Source organism: Wenyingzhuangia gilva, assembly GCF_030519655.1.
In the GTDB taxonomy this organism is placed as follows: Bacteria; Bacteroidota; Bacteroidia; order Flavobacteriales; family Flavobacteriaceae; genus Wenyingzhuangia; species Wenyingzhuangia gilva.
In genome coordinates this window covers 326,455-341,096 of the sequence record NZ_JAUMIT010000001.1, presented here as the reverse complement: position 1 = coordinate 341,096, position 14,642 = coordinate 326,455, and the positions used below count along the sequence as shown (strand labels likewise).

The window sequence follows — 14,642 nt, the reverse complement described above, 5'->3', positions numbered from 1 at the left end:
TTCCTTAGTTGTTCAGTAATTTTTAATCGGGGATGGGGTGTCCCCGATTTTATAATCTTTTAAGTAGATTAGTCTTTGTTTCCTATTTTAAAAGAGTTGATGTATCCGATAGGATCTTTACCGTCATATTTGTTTCCGTCAATAAAATCTACAGTTGCAGGTTTGTATCCGTCTGTTTCTGGGATATCTGTTGCTGGAATTTTTCCTTCTTCTACTAGTAATTCAGCTGCTTTTTTCCAGATGTCAGGACGGTAAATATCTTTTGCTTTTTTAGCATACCACGATGCTGGTTTTGTTTCTGGAATTTGACCCCACCTTCTCATTTGAGTTAAGAACCATACTGCATCAGAATAGAACGGGTAGGTAGCGTTGTAACGATAGAATACGTTAAAGTCTGGCATAGCACGTTTGTCACCTTTTTCAAATTCAAAAGTCCCAGTCATTGAATTTGCTAAAACAGCTTCGTCGGCACCAACATATTGTGGCATCGATAATATTTTTACAGCTTCAGCTCTGTTTCCAGGAGCATCTAACCATTGTCCGGCTCTAATTAATGCTTTGGTTACAGCAATAGCAGTATTTGGGTTTTCTTCAACAAACTTTTTGGTCATTACAAATACTTTTTCTGGGTTGTTTTTCCAAATGTCGTAGTTGGTTACAACAGGTACTCCAATTCCTTTAGCTACAGCTTGTTGATTCCATGGCTCTCCTACACAATATCCGTATATAGTTCCTGCTTCTAGAGTAGCTGGCATTTGTGGTGGAGGCGTTACAGATAATAATACTTCTGCATCAATTTGTCCTTGAATGTTGTCAGCTGAATACATACCAGGGTTAATTCCTGCAGCAGCTAACCAATATCTAATTTCGTAGTTGTGTGTTGATACTGGAAATACCATTCCCATTTTAAAAGGTTTTCCTTCGTTTTTGTATTGAGTAATTACTGGTTTTAATGCCTCAGCACTAATTGGGTGTATTGGTTTACCGTTTCCGTCTTTCTTTACGTGTGGTTCCATTCCTTCCCATACTTTATTAGAAACTGTAATTGCGTTTCCGTTTAAGTCCATAGAGAAAGGAGTTACCAAAGCGGCTTGACGACCAAAACCAGCACCTGCAGCAATTGGTTGACCTGCTAACATGTGTGATCCGTCTAATTGTCCATCAATTACTCTGTCTAAAATATTTTTCCAGTTAGATTGTGCTTCAACAGAAACAAATAATCCTTCATCTTCAAAGAAACCTTTTTCTTTTGCAATAGCTAAAGGAGCCATGTCTGTTAATTTAATAAAACCAAAAGTTAATTGTGGTTTTTCAATTTCTAGGGATGTGCTAACTTGGGCAACATCACTTGTTTTGGTTGTTTCCTTTTTTTTCTTGTCCCCACATGATGCTAGCATTATTGCAGCAGCAATCAAAGTGGAAGCTTTAAAGAATGTGATTTTCATATTGATTGATTTAAGTTGATTACGTATTGATACTTAGTTTTAGCAAAGGTATGTACGTAGTTTAGTTACGTAAAACTAGTTTAGGCATGTTGATTTAAGTTTTTAAGCATAAAAAAAACTGCCTATTGGCAGTTTTTTGTTTTGATTTAAGTTTTTACGTAGTTTTTAACTATCTAAGAAGAAATTGTGTTCAGAGATTTCTTTCTTAAGTTTAGGTACGTCTAATATTTTTATCAATTTAGATTTTGTATGTATCAGGTGTTCCTTTTTTAGGGCTGATAAAATACGAATCACTTGTTCGTCTGTAGTACCTGCGTAATCAGCTAGTTCTTTTCTAGATAGTTCAATTCCTATAGCTCCATTTTCTTCACCAAACTTTCTGTATAGATACAATAACATGTCTATTACTTTTTCCCTAACAGTCATTTGAGACATGGTTTTTACCTTGGTTTCGCTACGGTTTAGCTCTTCTGCATAAAAATGCATAAAATCAAAAGTAACTTTAGGTTCGGATAATAAGATCTCCTTTAGTAAAGCTGTAGAAAAGTTGCATAACACAGTGTCTTCTAGAGCGGTAGCTCCAATCTTGTAAGTCTCACCCATACCAAATCCACGGTGGCCAATTACTTCGCCATCTTTAGAGAGTCTAAGTATTTGTTCTTTTCCGTTGTACCCAGTCTTAATAACTTTTACTTTACCACTATGTATAAAGTATAAACCGTTTACAGGAGCTCCTTCCATGATAAACTGTCTTGACTTTTTACATTGAATGGTGTGTTTTTGTTCTGTAATCTCGGGATTTATATTGTCAATATGACCCAAGTTTTTTTTGATTAAGCACGTCTCATTGGTGCAATTTGTACAGCTGTAACTCATATTTCTACGTATTTATACGACAAATTTACTTAATTTTTTGTTAATCTAAGTATTACTACGTATATTTGCCTCGTAGTACAAAGTAAAACAAACTTATTTATATATGAAAACAATTTTAGTAATAGGTAACGGAATGGTAGGTTATAAGTTTTGTGAAAAGCTTATGACTAAGACTAATGGTGTTAATTATAAGGTGATTGTTTTTGGTGAAGAACCAAGACCTGCCTATGATAGAGTACACTTAAGTGAGTACTTTTCCGATCAAGATGCTGAGCGATTGAGTATGGCTCCAAGATCTTGGTATGAAGAAAATAATATTGAATTAATTACCAATGAACGTGTAACCGACATTCATAGAGCAAGTAAAACCATCACAACTATTAGTGATAAGGAATATACTTATGATTATTTAGTATTAGCAACAGGTTCTTCAGCATTTGTACCTCCTATTCCAGGGATAGAGAAAAAAGGTGTATTTGTTTATAGAACGATAGAAGATTTAGATGCTACGATGTCCTATGTAGAGGAGATTAAAAAAAATAAGTCAGACGGGAAAGCGGCTATTTTAGGTGGAGGTCTTTTGGGGCTAGAAGCGGGAAAAGCTATTATTGATATGGGACTTGAGACTTCAGTTGTGGAATTTGCTCCTAGGCTAATGCCAAGACAGCTTGATAATGATGCTAGTAAAGTTTTACAGCGTAAATTAGAAGGTATAGGTCTTGACGTATTGTTGAGTAAAGGAACTCAAAATATAGAGGGGGGTGATGCTATTACAGGAATGAGGTTTTCTGAAGATGAGGTGCTGCCTGTAGATATGTTATTGGTTTCTGCGGGAATTCGTCCAAGAGATGAATTGGCTAAAACATGTGGTCTAGATGTTGGAACACGTGGAGGTATCGTCGTGTCAAACGATATGAGAACTTCTGACGAGAATGTTTTTGCTATTGGAGAGTGCGCTTTGTTAAATCATATGATTTATGGTTTGGTAGCTCCTGGTTATGATATGGCCGGTGTTGCTGTAGATCAAATTTTAGGAGGTGATAGTTTAATGCCAACTTCTATTGATATGTCTACCAAATTAAAGCTAAGTGGAATTGATGTAGCTAGCTTTGGTGATGCATTAAACGAAGCAAAAGAAAGTGAATCGATTGTTTATGAAAATAAATTTCAAGGAATTTATAAAAAAATAAATGTTTCTAAAGACGGTAAAAAGTTGTTAGGAGGAATTTTGGTGGGAGATGCCAGTGATTATAATATGTTGCACCAAATCTTTTTAAATGGAATGAAAATTCCTGAAAATCCTGAAGATTTAATTTTAGGAGCTCGTGGAGGTGAAAGTGCATCATTTGGTTCTGCTTTAGATTTACCTGATAGTGCTGTTGTTTGTTCTTGCGAGGCTGTTACAAAAGGAGCTATTTGTTGCAAAGTGAATGATGAAGGAATGACTACTTTAAAAGAAGTAGCAGGGGCAACCAAAGCAACTACAGGTTGTGGAGGGTGTAAGCCAATGGTTACAGATTTAATTAATGAGTCATTAAAAGCACAAGGAGTTACTGTTAAGGAAACCATTTGTGAGCATTTTGATTATTCTCGTCAAGAGTTATATGATATTGTAAAGTTAAAAGGAATTAAAACTTACGCCAAATTGTTGTCAACTCATGGTAAGGGAAAGTTGGGTTGTGAAACTTGTAAGCCTGTGGCTGCATCATTATTTGCAAGTATATATGCAGATACAGGAAATGATCACAACGTGATTCAAGATTCAAACGATAAGTTTTTAGCTAACATTCAACGTAATGGTACATATTCAGTGGTGCCAAGAGTTGCAGGAGGTGAAATTACTCCAGAACAATTAATCGTTTTAGGTCAGATTGGTAAAAAATATGATTTATATACTAAAATTACTGGAGGAGCTCGTATTGACTTTTTTGGAGCTGAATTACACGAGTTGCCATTAATTTGGAAAGATTTAATTGATGCAGGGTTCGAATCTGGTCATGCTTATGGAAAATCTTTACGTACCGTAAAATCTTGTGTAGGTTCTACATGGTGTCGTTATGGTATGGATGAATCTGTGTCTTTTGCAATTGAAATTGAGAACAGATATAAGGGGCTAAGGTCACCTCATAAAATTAAAGGTGGGGTTTCTGGTTGTATTCGCGAATGTGCAGAGGCTAGAGGAAAGGATTTTGGAATCATCGCTGTTGAAGGTGGGTGGAATCTTTACATTGGAGGTAACGGTGGTGCTACGCCTAGGCATGCTGAGTTATTAGCAGAGAAAATTACTAATGAAGAGGTGATTAGATATGTTGATAGGTTTTTAATGTATTACATAAAAACTGCTGGTCCATTGGTAAGAACTGCTGCTTGGTTAGATAAAATAGAAGGAGGTATTGAACATGTAAAAGATGTGGTAATTAATGATTCTTTAGGGTTGTGTGATCAATTGGATAAAGATATGGCAGGTTTGGTAAATGCGTATAAGTGTGAGTGGAAAGAGGCGATAGAGAATATTAATGAACAAAATAATCGTTTTGCTCACTTTGTAAACTCTGAAGAAAGTGATGATACTATTGAGTTTGTTGCTTTAAGAGATCAAAAAATGCCAAAACTATGGGCTTAATTGCTAATCCTTAAAAATTTAAAAAATGAATTCAATTTTAGAACAATATAAAACAGTGCCAGAATCAGAAGTAAAAACATGGTTTAAGGCAGCTCCAGTAAGTAAGTTTCCTGAAAATGGAGGGGCGTGTGTAAAAGTAAATGATAAACAAATAGCTGTCTTTAATTTTACAGCAGAAGGAAAGTGGTATGCATCTCAAAATGTATGTCCGCACAAAATGGAAATGGTACTTTCTAGAGGAATGATTGGTGAAGACTGTGGTACGCCTAAAATTGCATGTCCATTACATAAAAAGACTTTTTCTCTTGAAACAGGAGAAAATTTAAACGGAGAAGATTATTCAATTGCTATTTTTCCAGTAAAAATTGAAGAAGGATTCGTTTATATCGGTACTCATTAATAAAAGTACTTTTTATTAATAAGTTTGTTTTATACTCAACTAAGCCCGATGGTTTTCATCGGGCTTTTTTTGTGATTATTTTAGAAGGATTTATGCTGCTTTAGAAATTTTTTCTTGCAATAGCATAAATTGCTCGGGGATTAAATTTCTTTTGGCTTCGCTGTATGTTGCCACATAAAAATAAGGATTGTTTCTTTTTGCTTTTTGAATCAATTCGAAGTACTGAGTGTAAGTAAGTTTTTTCATAAGTTTTGTTTTTAGGTGAGTTTTGTCTTTCAAAATTAACATATGATTATGTTTTTAAAGCTGTTTTTTGGCAGGATAAAGATGGTTTTTTTCTCAATATATAGCCTATAAAAGTTTGATTTATAATTGTTTAATTTTTTGTTTTTTAATATTTATTTACAAAAATACCTGAGAGATTATATCATAGAATCTTTTCTCCTACTGTATAAGTAGGATTTGTATATTTGTGAATATGTTATCGAAGAAAACAAAATACGGTATAAAGGCCTTGACTTATTTAGCCAAGCGAAAAGAGAATTGTCCTGTGCAAATTTCTGAGATCGCAGGTCATGAAAATATTTCGATTAAATTTTTAGAAAGAATTCTGTTAGAGCTAAGAAAAGCGGGAGTGTTAGATTCAAAAAAAGGAAAAGGAGGAGGTTATTTTTTAGCTCGTTTGCCAAAAGACATTCCAATGACAGATATTATTCGTACTTTAGAGGGGCCTATTGCAATGGTGCCTTGTGTTTCTCTTAATTTTTATAAAAAATGTGATGATTGTAAAAGTGAAGAAGTTTGTGCTGTTAACAAGCTTATGATACAGGTAAGAGATAGTTCGTTGCAAGTGTTTAGAAATACATCATTACAGGACTTAATAAATTACTAATATGGCTTTTATCAAAGTGTTTTCAGGTAGCATTGTTGAGGTTCAACATGTAAGACAATTATTACAAAATAAAGGTATTGAGCCTATTGTAAAAGACAACACTACTTCGGCCAGTGTTGCAGGATTTGGAGCAGTAATGCCAGACTTTCAGGAACTTTTTGTGCATTCAGATCAAGAATCAGAAGTCAAAAAAATCATTTCTTCTTTAGAATAATTCTCATCGAAATTTATTTAAATATACTTTACTTTTTTATTTAAACTTTATTACCCTACTAATTTTGTAGATTTTTGTGTTTTTTGTTGTGAGGATCTAATAAAAACTATATCTTTGCTGCCTACTTATTTTAATTCCCTACCTTTTAGGTAGGATAATAAGTGAAAAGATTTAAGAAAATGGTAACAGAGAAAATTTTTAATAACGATGGAGATAGTAGTTATACTAAGTCTGTATCTTCAGAAAAGCCAATTCGTAGTGTAGTAAAAGCTGTGAGTTGGAGAATGATAGGTAGTTTAGATACCCTAATCATATCTTGGATTGCTACTGGTGATGTAAAAACAGCAACATCAATTGCGTCTATAGATCTTTTCACAAAAATGATTTTATACTTTTTTCACGAACGCATTTGGAATGCAATAAAATGGGGTAAATAATGAGTAAACGATTTACAGATCAAGAAATAGCACAATTCAATACTGACTTAGAAGGAAAGTCTCCACAAGAGATTGTAACATGGGCTATAATTCATGCGAAAAAACCAGTGGTTACCACAAATTTTAGACCTTACGAAGGAGCAATTCTTCATGCGGTTAATAGTGTTAAACCTGGTATTGATGTTATTTGGTGTGATACAGGATATAATACTCGCAATACATATAAACATGCAGAAGAGTTAATTGAATTATTAGATTTAAATATCGATTTGTATGTGCCAAAACAAACTTCTTCTCATAGAGATGCAATCATGGGAATTCCTCAAATAGAGGATCCAATGCACAAAGAGTTTACAGAACAAGTAAAGTTAGAACCTTTTAGAAGAGCAATGGCTGCGCATCAACCAGATGTATGGTTTACCAACTTAAGAAAGGGACAAACTGCGTTTAGAGATTCAATTAACGTAGTTTCTCAAGGAGAAGATGGGATTTTAAAAGTGAGCCCTTTTTATAATTATACAGATGAGCAATTAGATGCTTATTTGGAAGAAAATAACATTCCAAACGAACACAAGTATTTTGATCCTACCAAAGTGTTAGGGAACAGAGAGTGTGGATTGCATAATTAAAAAAGTACAGAGTACAAAGTATTCAGTACATAGTTAAAAAATAAAATATAAGTTGTTAGTCTTAGTACTCAGTACTAATTGCTTAATACTAAATAAAGAAATGAACGAATTAAGAGTAAATACATTAGAAAGTGAAGCAATCTACATTTTAAGAGAGGTAGCGGCACAATTTGAAAAACCAGTATTGTTATTCTCTGGAGGTAAAGATTCTATTACATTGGTAAGATTGGCTCAAAAAGCATTCTGGCCAGCTAAAATACCTTTTCCATTTTTACACGTAGATACAGGTCATAACTTCCCTGAAACTATTGAGTTTAGAGATCGTTTGGCAAAAGAATTAGGAATTGATTTAATTGTACGTAACGTACAAGATAATATTGATTCTGGTAAAGTAGTTGAAGAAACTGGAAAATATGCTTCTCGTAATATGTTGCAAACTGAAACCTTGTTAGATGCTATTGAAGAATTTGGTTTTGATGCATGTATAGGTGGAGCGCGTAGAGATGAAGAAAAAGCAAGAGCAAAAGAACGTATTTTTTCTGTTCGTTCTGATTTTGGTGAGTGGGATGAGAAAAACCAACGTCCAGAATTATTTGATTTATTAAATGGTAAAATAGAATTAGGTCAAAACGTTCGTTGTTTTCCTATTTCTAACTGGACAGAATTAGATGTTTGGTCTTACATAGAAAGAGAAAATATTGAAATTCCATCTATCTATTTTGCACACAAACGTAAAGTATTCTTAAGAGACGGAATGATTTGGTCTGCAGAGGATGATGTAGTATATCGTGCAGAAGATGAAGAAGTACAAGAAATGATGGTTCGTTTTAGAACAGTAGGAGATATGAGCTGTACAGCAGCGGTTTTATCAGATGCAGTTTCTATTTCTAAAGTGGTACAAGAAATTAGAGATTCTTCTATTTCTGAACGTGGAGCTCGTATTGATGACAAACGTTCTGAAGCAGCAATGGAAAAACGTAAACAACAAGGGTATTTTTAGAATTTGCTTTGCAAATCGCCTTTAGCTTTTGGCAGTTAGCCATTAGCTCCAAAAAATTATTATAAAACAAGGCCAATAGCCAATAGCTAAAAGCCAACAGCTAATAAACAAAATGGAAGTTTTAAAAATAGCAACAGCAGGAAGTGTAGATGATGGAAAAAGTACGTTAATAGGACGTATTTTATACGATACACGTTCTTTAACTGATGATAAATTAGAAGCAATTGAGCGTACTAGTAAACAAAAAGGATTTGATTATTTAGATTTTTCTTTGGCTACAGATGGTTTGGTTGCAGAAAGAGAACAAGGAATTACAATTGATGTAGCTCATATTTACTTTTCTACAGCTAAAAAAAGTTACATTATTGCAGATACTCCAGGTCACGTAGAATATACTCGTAACATGGTTACAGGTGCTTCTACTTCACAAGCAGCCATTATTTTGGTAGATGCTCGTAATGGAGTGATAGAACAAACATATCGTCACTTTTTTATCAATAACTTGTTAAAAGTAAAAGATATCATCGTGGCTGTAAACAAAATGGATTTGGTTGATTTTGCTCAAGATAAATTTGTTGCCATCAAAGAAGAAATTACAGCATTGGCAAAAAGAGCAGGTTCTACTCAAAACATCACTTTTATTCCTGTATCAGCATTACAAGGAGATAATGTGGTAGATAAATCAGAAAATACACCTTGGTATACAGGAACTACTTTGTTAGAACATTTTGAAGCATTAGAAGCTCAAGATATATATGAAGAATCAGTAGCTCGTTTACCAGTACAAACTGTAATTCGTCCTAAAAAAGATGAATTTCACGATTTTAGAGGATATGCAGGTAAATTGTACGGAGGTAGTTTAGCAGTAGGTGACGAAGTAACGGTATTGCCATCAAAAACAGCTTCTAAAATAAAAGATATCTACTTTTTTGATAAAAAATATAGTGTTGCCGAAAGAGGAACGTCTATCAACATCACGTTAGAAAATGACATCAATATTTCTCGTGGAGATATTATTGTAAAATCTACTGAGTTGCCAAGAGAAACAAAAGCTTTAGAGGCTAAAGTTTGTTGGATGGACACTACAAATTTAGTGGTTGGTAAAAAATACTTTTTACAACAAGGGGCAAATGTAATTGCAGCAAAAGTATCAGCAATTAATTCAGTAATTGCTACTGATTTTTCAGGAGAGGCTCCAGCAACGGAGTTAAAAATTAATGAAATTGGAAATGTTTCTTTTAAACTAGCCAAAACGTTATTTTATGATACGTATGCCGAAAACAAAACTACAGGATCTTTTATTTTAATAGATCCTCAAACAAATAATACATCGGGAGCTGGATTTATTCAGTAAAAATTTAGTTTGTAAAGTTTCAAGTTATCAAGTTCTGAAAGTAAAGAGCCTTTTAACTTTTAACTTTTAAACCTTAAAACTCATTAAGACATGCAAAGTTTTAGATCAGAAATAGAAAACCCAATCGTTCAAAAAGATATTATTGAACTAGGAGATAAAATTCAACAGTTTTACGATGGTAAAATTGATGAAGAAAAATTTAGAAGTTTACGTTTAGCTCGTGGTGTATACGGTCAACGTCAGTTTGGTGTACAAATGATTCGTATCAAATTGCCATATGGTAAGGTAACTTCAGACCAGTTGTTAAGAATCTGTGACGTTTCTGAAGAATATTCAAGAGGACGTTTACACATTACCACTCGTCAAGACATCCAAATTCACTATGTGAGTTTAGATAGAACTCCTGAGTTATGGGCTGAATTAGAAAAGAGTGATATCACGATTCGTGAAGCTTGTGGAAATGCAGTACGTAACGTAACGGCTTCACCAGATGCGGGAATTAATCCAGAGGAACCATTTGATGTAACTCCATATGCACATGCAGTATTTCAGTTTTTCTTGCGTAACCCAATTTGTCAAGAATTAGGACGTAAGTTTAAAGTTTCTTTCTCTTCTGCAGATGATGATTCAGCTTTGTCTTACATGCATGATATAGGCTTTATCGCTAAAATTAAAGTGATAGATGGTAAACCAGTATTTGGATTTAAAGTAATGTTGGCTGGAGGATTAGGTTCTCAACCTCGTTTGGCTGATGTGGCTCATGAATTTTTAGCATCAGATAAAATTATTCCTTACATGGAATCTATTTTACGTGTGTTTGATAGATATGGTGAACGTTCTAAAAGAGCAAAAGCACGTTTAAAATTCTTAGTAAAAGACTTAGGTTTAGAAGCTTTTAACGAATTGGTTGCAAAAGAACAATTGGCATTGTCTAATCAATCTGTGGTAATTAATACAGAAGGTTTTGATAATACCCCAGATGTGTCAGGAATTGTAGCTCCAGAAGTTACTATTGAAGATGCAGAAGCATACGAAGCATGGAAAGCAAGCAATGTATTTGCTCAAAAACAAGAAGGTTTGTTTGCGATTGGGATTAAAATAAATATTGGAGATTTTTATTTACCAGAAGCAAGAGCTTTAGCTGCATTAATTAAAGAATATGCAGCAGACGAATTAAGGTTTACATTACGTCAAAACATATTGGTTCGTCACGTACGTGAGGATTTATTACCTTTCTTTTACACAAAATTAAAAGAATTAGGGTTTACAGAATTAGGATACGAAGCGGTTGCCGACATTACTGCTTGTCCAGGAACAGATACTTGTAATTTAGGAATTGCATCTTCTACAGGAGCAGCTCAAAAATTAGGTGAAGTTTTAAAAGCAGAATATCCTGAATTTGCAAATGATTCTGATCTAGTAATTAAAATTTCTGGATGTATGAATGCTTGTGGACAACACAACTTGTGTAACATTGGTTTCCAAGGAATGTCTATTAAGTCAGGAAAATTAGTAGCTCCAGCTTTACAAATTTTGTTAGGAGGAGGAACTTTAGGAAATGGTGAAGGTAGAATTGCTGATAAAGTCATTAAAATACCATCTAAGAGAGGACCAGAGGCTTTAAGATTAATCTTAAACGATTATATCGAAAATTCTGGAGGAGTAGATTTTATTGAGTACTATGATGAAAAAGGTGGTCAAAAATATTTCTACGATTTCTTAAAACCATTGTCTAGTACAGATGATTTGGTTGATTCTGATTTCATTGACTGGGGATCTGAAGAAAAGTACGAAACGGCTGTTGGAGTTGGAGAATGTGCTGGGGTTGTTATTGATTTAGTTGCGACTTTATTATACGATTCTAAAGACAAGTTAAACAACGCTAAGGAAGCTTTAGATACTGGAAAATTAAGTGATGCTATTTATTTTGCCTATAGTTCAATGGTACACACAGCTAAAGCTATTTTAACGGCTGAAGGAACTAAAACAAATACACATAATAAAATTATTTCTGACTTTAACGAAATTTTTGTGCAAGGAGGTAAAATTGATTTAGGAACTGATTTTGAATCATTCGTATATCAAATCAATCAAAATGCACAATCTACAGAATTTGCAAAATCATACATTGCAGATGCTGATAAGTTTTACAATTTAGTAGATGCTTACAGAGCAGCTGAATTGGCAGAATAATTAAAAAATAAAAAGCTAAGATTGAAGATTTGATTAATTTTGAATCTTCAATCTTAAAACAAAAAATACATGAGCGGTAAATTAACATTAGTAGGAGCGGGACCTGGAGATCCAGAGTTAATTACGCTTAAAGGAGTGAGAGCTCTTAAAGAAGCTGATGTTGTGTTATACGACGCCTTGGCAAATGAAGAATTGTTGCAGTATGCAGAAAATGCAGAAAAAATCTTTGTAGGAAAACGAAGAGGAATGCACAAATTCATTCAAGAAAAAATCCAAGAGTTAATTGTAGAACATGCTTCTCAAGGAAAACATGTAGTACGTTTAAAAGGTGGTGATCCTTTTATTTTTGGTCGTGGAGCCGAAGAGTTAAAATACGTGTTAGAAAAAGGAATTGATTTTGAAATTGTGTCTGGAGTAACTTCTGCCATTGCAGCACCTGCTAGTTACGGAATTTCATTAACGCAAAGAGGCGTGAACGAAAGTTTTAGAGTGATCACAGGAACTACGTCAGATGTTGAGCTAAGTGAAGATATTCAAGCAGCTGCAGCATCAAACGTTACCATTGTGGTGTTGATGGGTATGAGCAAGCTAGAAAAAATTGTAAATGCTTTTTTAGCTCATGGTAAAACAGAAATTCCTGTAGCCATTATAGAAAATGGAACGAAAGATGTTGAGCGTTTGGCAATTGGAAATATCAGTACCATTTTAGAAATCATCAACCAAAAAGGTTTAACAAATCCATCTATGATTGTAATAGGGGAAACCGTAAAACAAAGTGAAGTATTGTATCAATATTTACTAAAGAAAAAAGGACAAAAACTATAATGGAAAAGAATCAATTATATCCGGTATTTTTAAAAGTTACAGCCCTAAATACATTAATTGTAGGAGGAGGAAATGTGGCATTAGAAAAACTATCTTTTCTATTAAAATCTAGTCCAGATGCTAAGGTAACCATGATTTCTCCTTTTTTTAGAGAAGAAACCATAGCCAAAGCAAAAGAAGGTAAGGTAAGAATGGTTGTTGGGAATTATGATGCAAGTATGTTAGAAGGAAAACATATTGTAATTGCTACTACCGATGTTCCTGCAGTAAACCTAAAAGTTTACAATGATTGTAAAGAGCGTGCTATTTTGGTAAACTTGGCAGACAATCCTCCGTATTGTGATTTTTATATGGGTGGAATTGTAACCAAAGGAAATGTAAAAATTGGAATTTCTACTAACGGAAAATCTCCAACCATGGCAAAGCGTTTACGTCAATTTTTTGAATCTGTATTGCCAGAAAACATTGATGATTTGGCTGAGTATTTAAACAAATACAGAGATACTATCAAAGGAGACTTTGAAGAAAAAGTTGAGAAAATGAACGAGTTTACCAAAGGATTGGTAGCCGATGTTAAAAAGAAGATAAAAGAGTAAAAAGTAGTGATTGATTGGAAAAATATTCTCATTTTTGCAGTCGTTATTTAAAATGATAATAAATAAAAAAGTAAGGTAATGATTAAAACAGATATCTTAATCATCGGAGCAGGACCAGTGGGTATGTTTGCGGTATTCGAAGCAGGTTTATTAAAATTACACTGTCACTTAATTGATGCATTGGCACAACCAGGGGGACAATGTTCAGAAATTTATCCTAAGAAACCTATTTATGATATTCCAGCTTATCCAGAGGTATTAGCAGGAGATTTGATTGATAACTTAGCAGAGCAAATCAAACCTTTTGAGCCAGGATACACTTTAGGTGAAAGAGCGGAAACTATTGAGAAATTAGAAGACGGAACTTTTAAAGTTGTTACAAATAAAGGAACAGAGCACTATGCACCAACTGTATTTATTGCTGGTGGATTAGGATCTTTTGAACCACGTAAACCGCCTATTAAGGAATTGGTTGATTTTGAAGATAAAGGAGTAGAATATATCATCCGTGATCCAGAATTATACCGTGACAAGCGTGTGGTGATTTCAGGAGGTGGAGATTCAGCTTTAGACTGGTCTATTTTCTTATCTGATGTTGCTAGTGAAGTATCTTTAGTTCACCGTAGAAATGAATTTAGAGGAGCTTTAGATTCAGTAGAAAAAGTAGCTGAATTATCTAAATCAGGAAAAATCAACTTGATTACAGATGCTGAGGTGAAAGGAATTAATGGTGATGGAAAAGTTGAATCTGTGACAATTAAGCACAAAACTGAAGGGGAAATTGTTAAAGAATGTGATCACTTTATTCCGTTATTCGGATTGTCTCCTAAATTAGGACCTATTGCAGATTGGGGATTAGAGATTGAGAAAAATGCGATTGTTGTAAACAATGCGTTAGACTACTCTACCAATATTCCTGGTATTTTTGCTATTGGAGATGTGAACACATATCCTGGGAAATTAAAATTAATCCTTTGTGGTTTCCACGAAGCTACCATTGCAGTACAATTTGCTTATAACATTATCAACCCTGGTAAGCGTTATGTAATGAAATATACGACTGTAAACGGAGTTGAAGGATTTGATGGAGAAAAGAAAGAAGCTAAAAAAGCGGTGGTAAAAAGCATGTAATTTTAGACTTATTATAAAATTTAAAAA

Annotated in this window: 15 protein-coding genes; 12 read left to right on the top strand and 3 right to left on the bottom strand. The window is 33.9% G+C overall.

Annotated features, from left to right (window positions below):
- Positions 1–68: 68 nt before the first annotated feature.
- Complete coding sequence (locus tag QVZ41_RS01660; protein ID WP_302882802.1) at positions 69–1,445, bottom strand: CmpA/NrtA family ABC transporter substrate-binding protein; 1,377 nt, start codon at positions 1,443–1,445, stop codon at positions 69–71.
- 165 nt (positions 1,446–1,610) lie between these two features.
- Complete coding sequence (locus tag QVZ41_RS01655; RefSeq protein ID WP_302882801.1) at positions 1,611–2,267, bottom strand: Crp/Fnr family transcriptional regulator; 657 nt, start codon at positions 2,265–2,267, stop codon at positions 1,611–1,613.
- 157 nt (positions 2,268–2,424) lie between these two features.
- Here QVZ41_RS01655 and nirB point away from each other — a divergent pair, with 157 nt between their 5' ends.
- Positions 2,425–4,944 carry a nitrite reductase large subunit NirB gene (gene nirB / locus QVZ41_RS01650; RefSeq protein WP_302882800.1) on the top strand — a complete coding sequence of 840 codons (2,520 nt, stop codon included), beginning with the start codon at positions 2,425–2,427 and terminating at the stop codon, positions 4,942–4,944.
- A 25-nt stretch (positions 4,945–4,969) separates the two neighbouring features.
- The gene (gene nirD, locus QVZ41_RS01645) at positions 4,970–5,344 is read left to right on the top strand and encodes a nitrite reductase small subunit NirD (RefSeq protein WP_302882799.1); all 375 of its coding nucleotides are present in this window, start codon (positions 4,970–4,972) and stop codon (positions 5,342–5,344) included.
- Positions 5,345–5,434: 90 nt separating this feature from the next.
- Here nirD and QVZ41_RS01640 read toward each other — a convergent pair whose 3' ends face one another.
- A complete protein-coding gene (locus QVZ41_RS01640) occupies positions 5,435–5,590 on the bottom strand; it encodes a hypothetical protein (protein ID WP_302882798.1) in 156 nt (51 codons plus the stop codon).
- Positions 5,591–5,822: 232 nt separating this feature from the next.
- Between QVZ41_RS01640 and QVZ41_RS01635 the strand changes: the two genes are divergently transcribed.
- The 10 genes from QVZ41_RS01635 (at position 5,823) to QVZ41_RS01590 (ending at position 14,615) form a co-directional block, all read left to right on the top strand.
- Complete coding sequence (locus QVZ41_RS01635) at positions 5,823–6,236, top strand: RrF2 family transcriptional regulator (RefSeq protein WP_068824152.1); 414 nt, start codon at positions 5,823–5,825, stop codon at positions 6,234–6,236.
- Between the two features lies 1 nt (position 6,237).
- On the top strand, positions 6,238–6,450 hold the full coding sequence (locus QVZ41_RS01630; RefSeq protein WP_302882797.1) for a putative signal transducing protein: 213 nt from the start codon (positions 6,238–6,240) through the stop codon (positions 6,448–6,450).
- A 179-nt stretch (positions 6,451–6,629) separates the two neighbouring features.
- Positions 6,630–6,887 carry a DUF2061 domain-containing protein gene (locus QVZ41_RS01625; protein WP_302882796.1) on the top strand — a complete coding sequence of 86 codons (258 nt, stop codon included), beginning with the start codon at positions 6,630–6,632 and terminating at the stop codon, positions 6,885–6,887.
- Positions 6,887–7,516 (top strand): phosphoadenosine phosphosulfate reductase domain-containing protein, encoded by a 630-nt coding sequence (locus QVZ41_RS01620; protein ID WP_302882795.1) that lies wholly within the window; start codon positions 6,887–6,889, stop codon positions 7,514–7,516. The genes QVZ41_RS01625 and QVZ41_RS01620 overlap by 1 nt, the downstream gene beginning before the upstream one ends.
- Positions 7,517–7,616: 100 nt before the next feature.
- Positions 7,617–8,516: a sulfate adenylyltransferase subunit CysD gene (cysD, locus tag QVZ41_RS01615; protein WP_302882794.1), complete on the top strand. Its 900-nt coding sequence runs from the start codon at positions 7,617–7,619 to the stop codon at positions 8,514–8,516.
- A gap of 112 nt (positions 8,517–8,628) precedes the next feature.
- Positions 8,629–9,870 (top strand): sulfate adenylyltransferase subunit 1, encoded by a 1,242-nt coding sequence (locus tag QVZ41_RS01610; RefSeq protein WP_302882793.1) that lies wholly within the window; start codon positions 8,629–8,631, stop codon positions 9,868–9,870.
- Positions 9,871–9,960: 90 nt separating this feature from the next.
- Complete coding sequence (locus tag QVZ41_RS01605) at positions 9,961–12,063, top strand: HEPN domain-containing protein (protein WP_302882792.1); 2,103 nt, start codon at positions 9,961–9,963, stop codon at positions 12,061–12,063.
- A 69-nt stretch (positions 12,064–12,132) separates the two neighbouring features.
- Positions 12,133–12,888, top strand: coding sequence for a uroporphyrinogen-III C-methyltransferase (cobA, locus tag QVZ41_RS01600; protein ID WP_302882791.1), 756 nt, complete (start codon positions 12,133–12,135; stop codon positions 12,886–12,888).
- On the top strand, positions 12,888–13,484 hold the full coding sequence (locus QVZ41_RS01595) for a precorrin-2 dehydrogenase/sirohydrochlorin ferrochelatase family protein (RefSeq protein ID WP_073121883.1): 597 nt from the start codon (positions 12,888–12,890) through the stop codon (positions 13,482–13,484). Before cobA ends, QVZ41_RS01595 begins: the two co-directional genes overlap by 1 nt.
- Before the next feature lie 78 nt (positions 13,485–13,562).
- Positions 13,563–14,615, top strand: coding sequence for an NAD(P)/FAD-dependent oxidoreductase (locus QVZ41_RS01590; protein ID WP_302882789.1), 1,053 nt, complete (start codon positions 13,563–13,565; stop codon positions 14,613–14,615).
- The last annotated feature ends 27 nt before the right edge of the window (positions 14,616–14,642 follow it).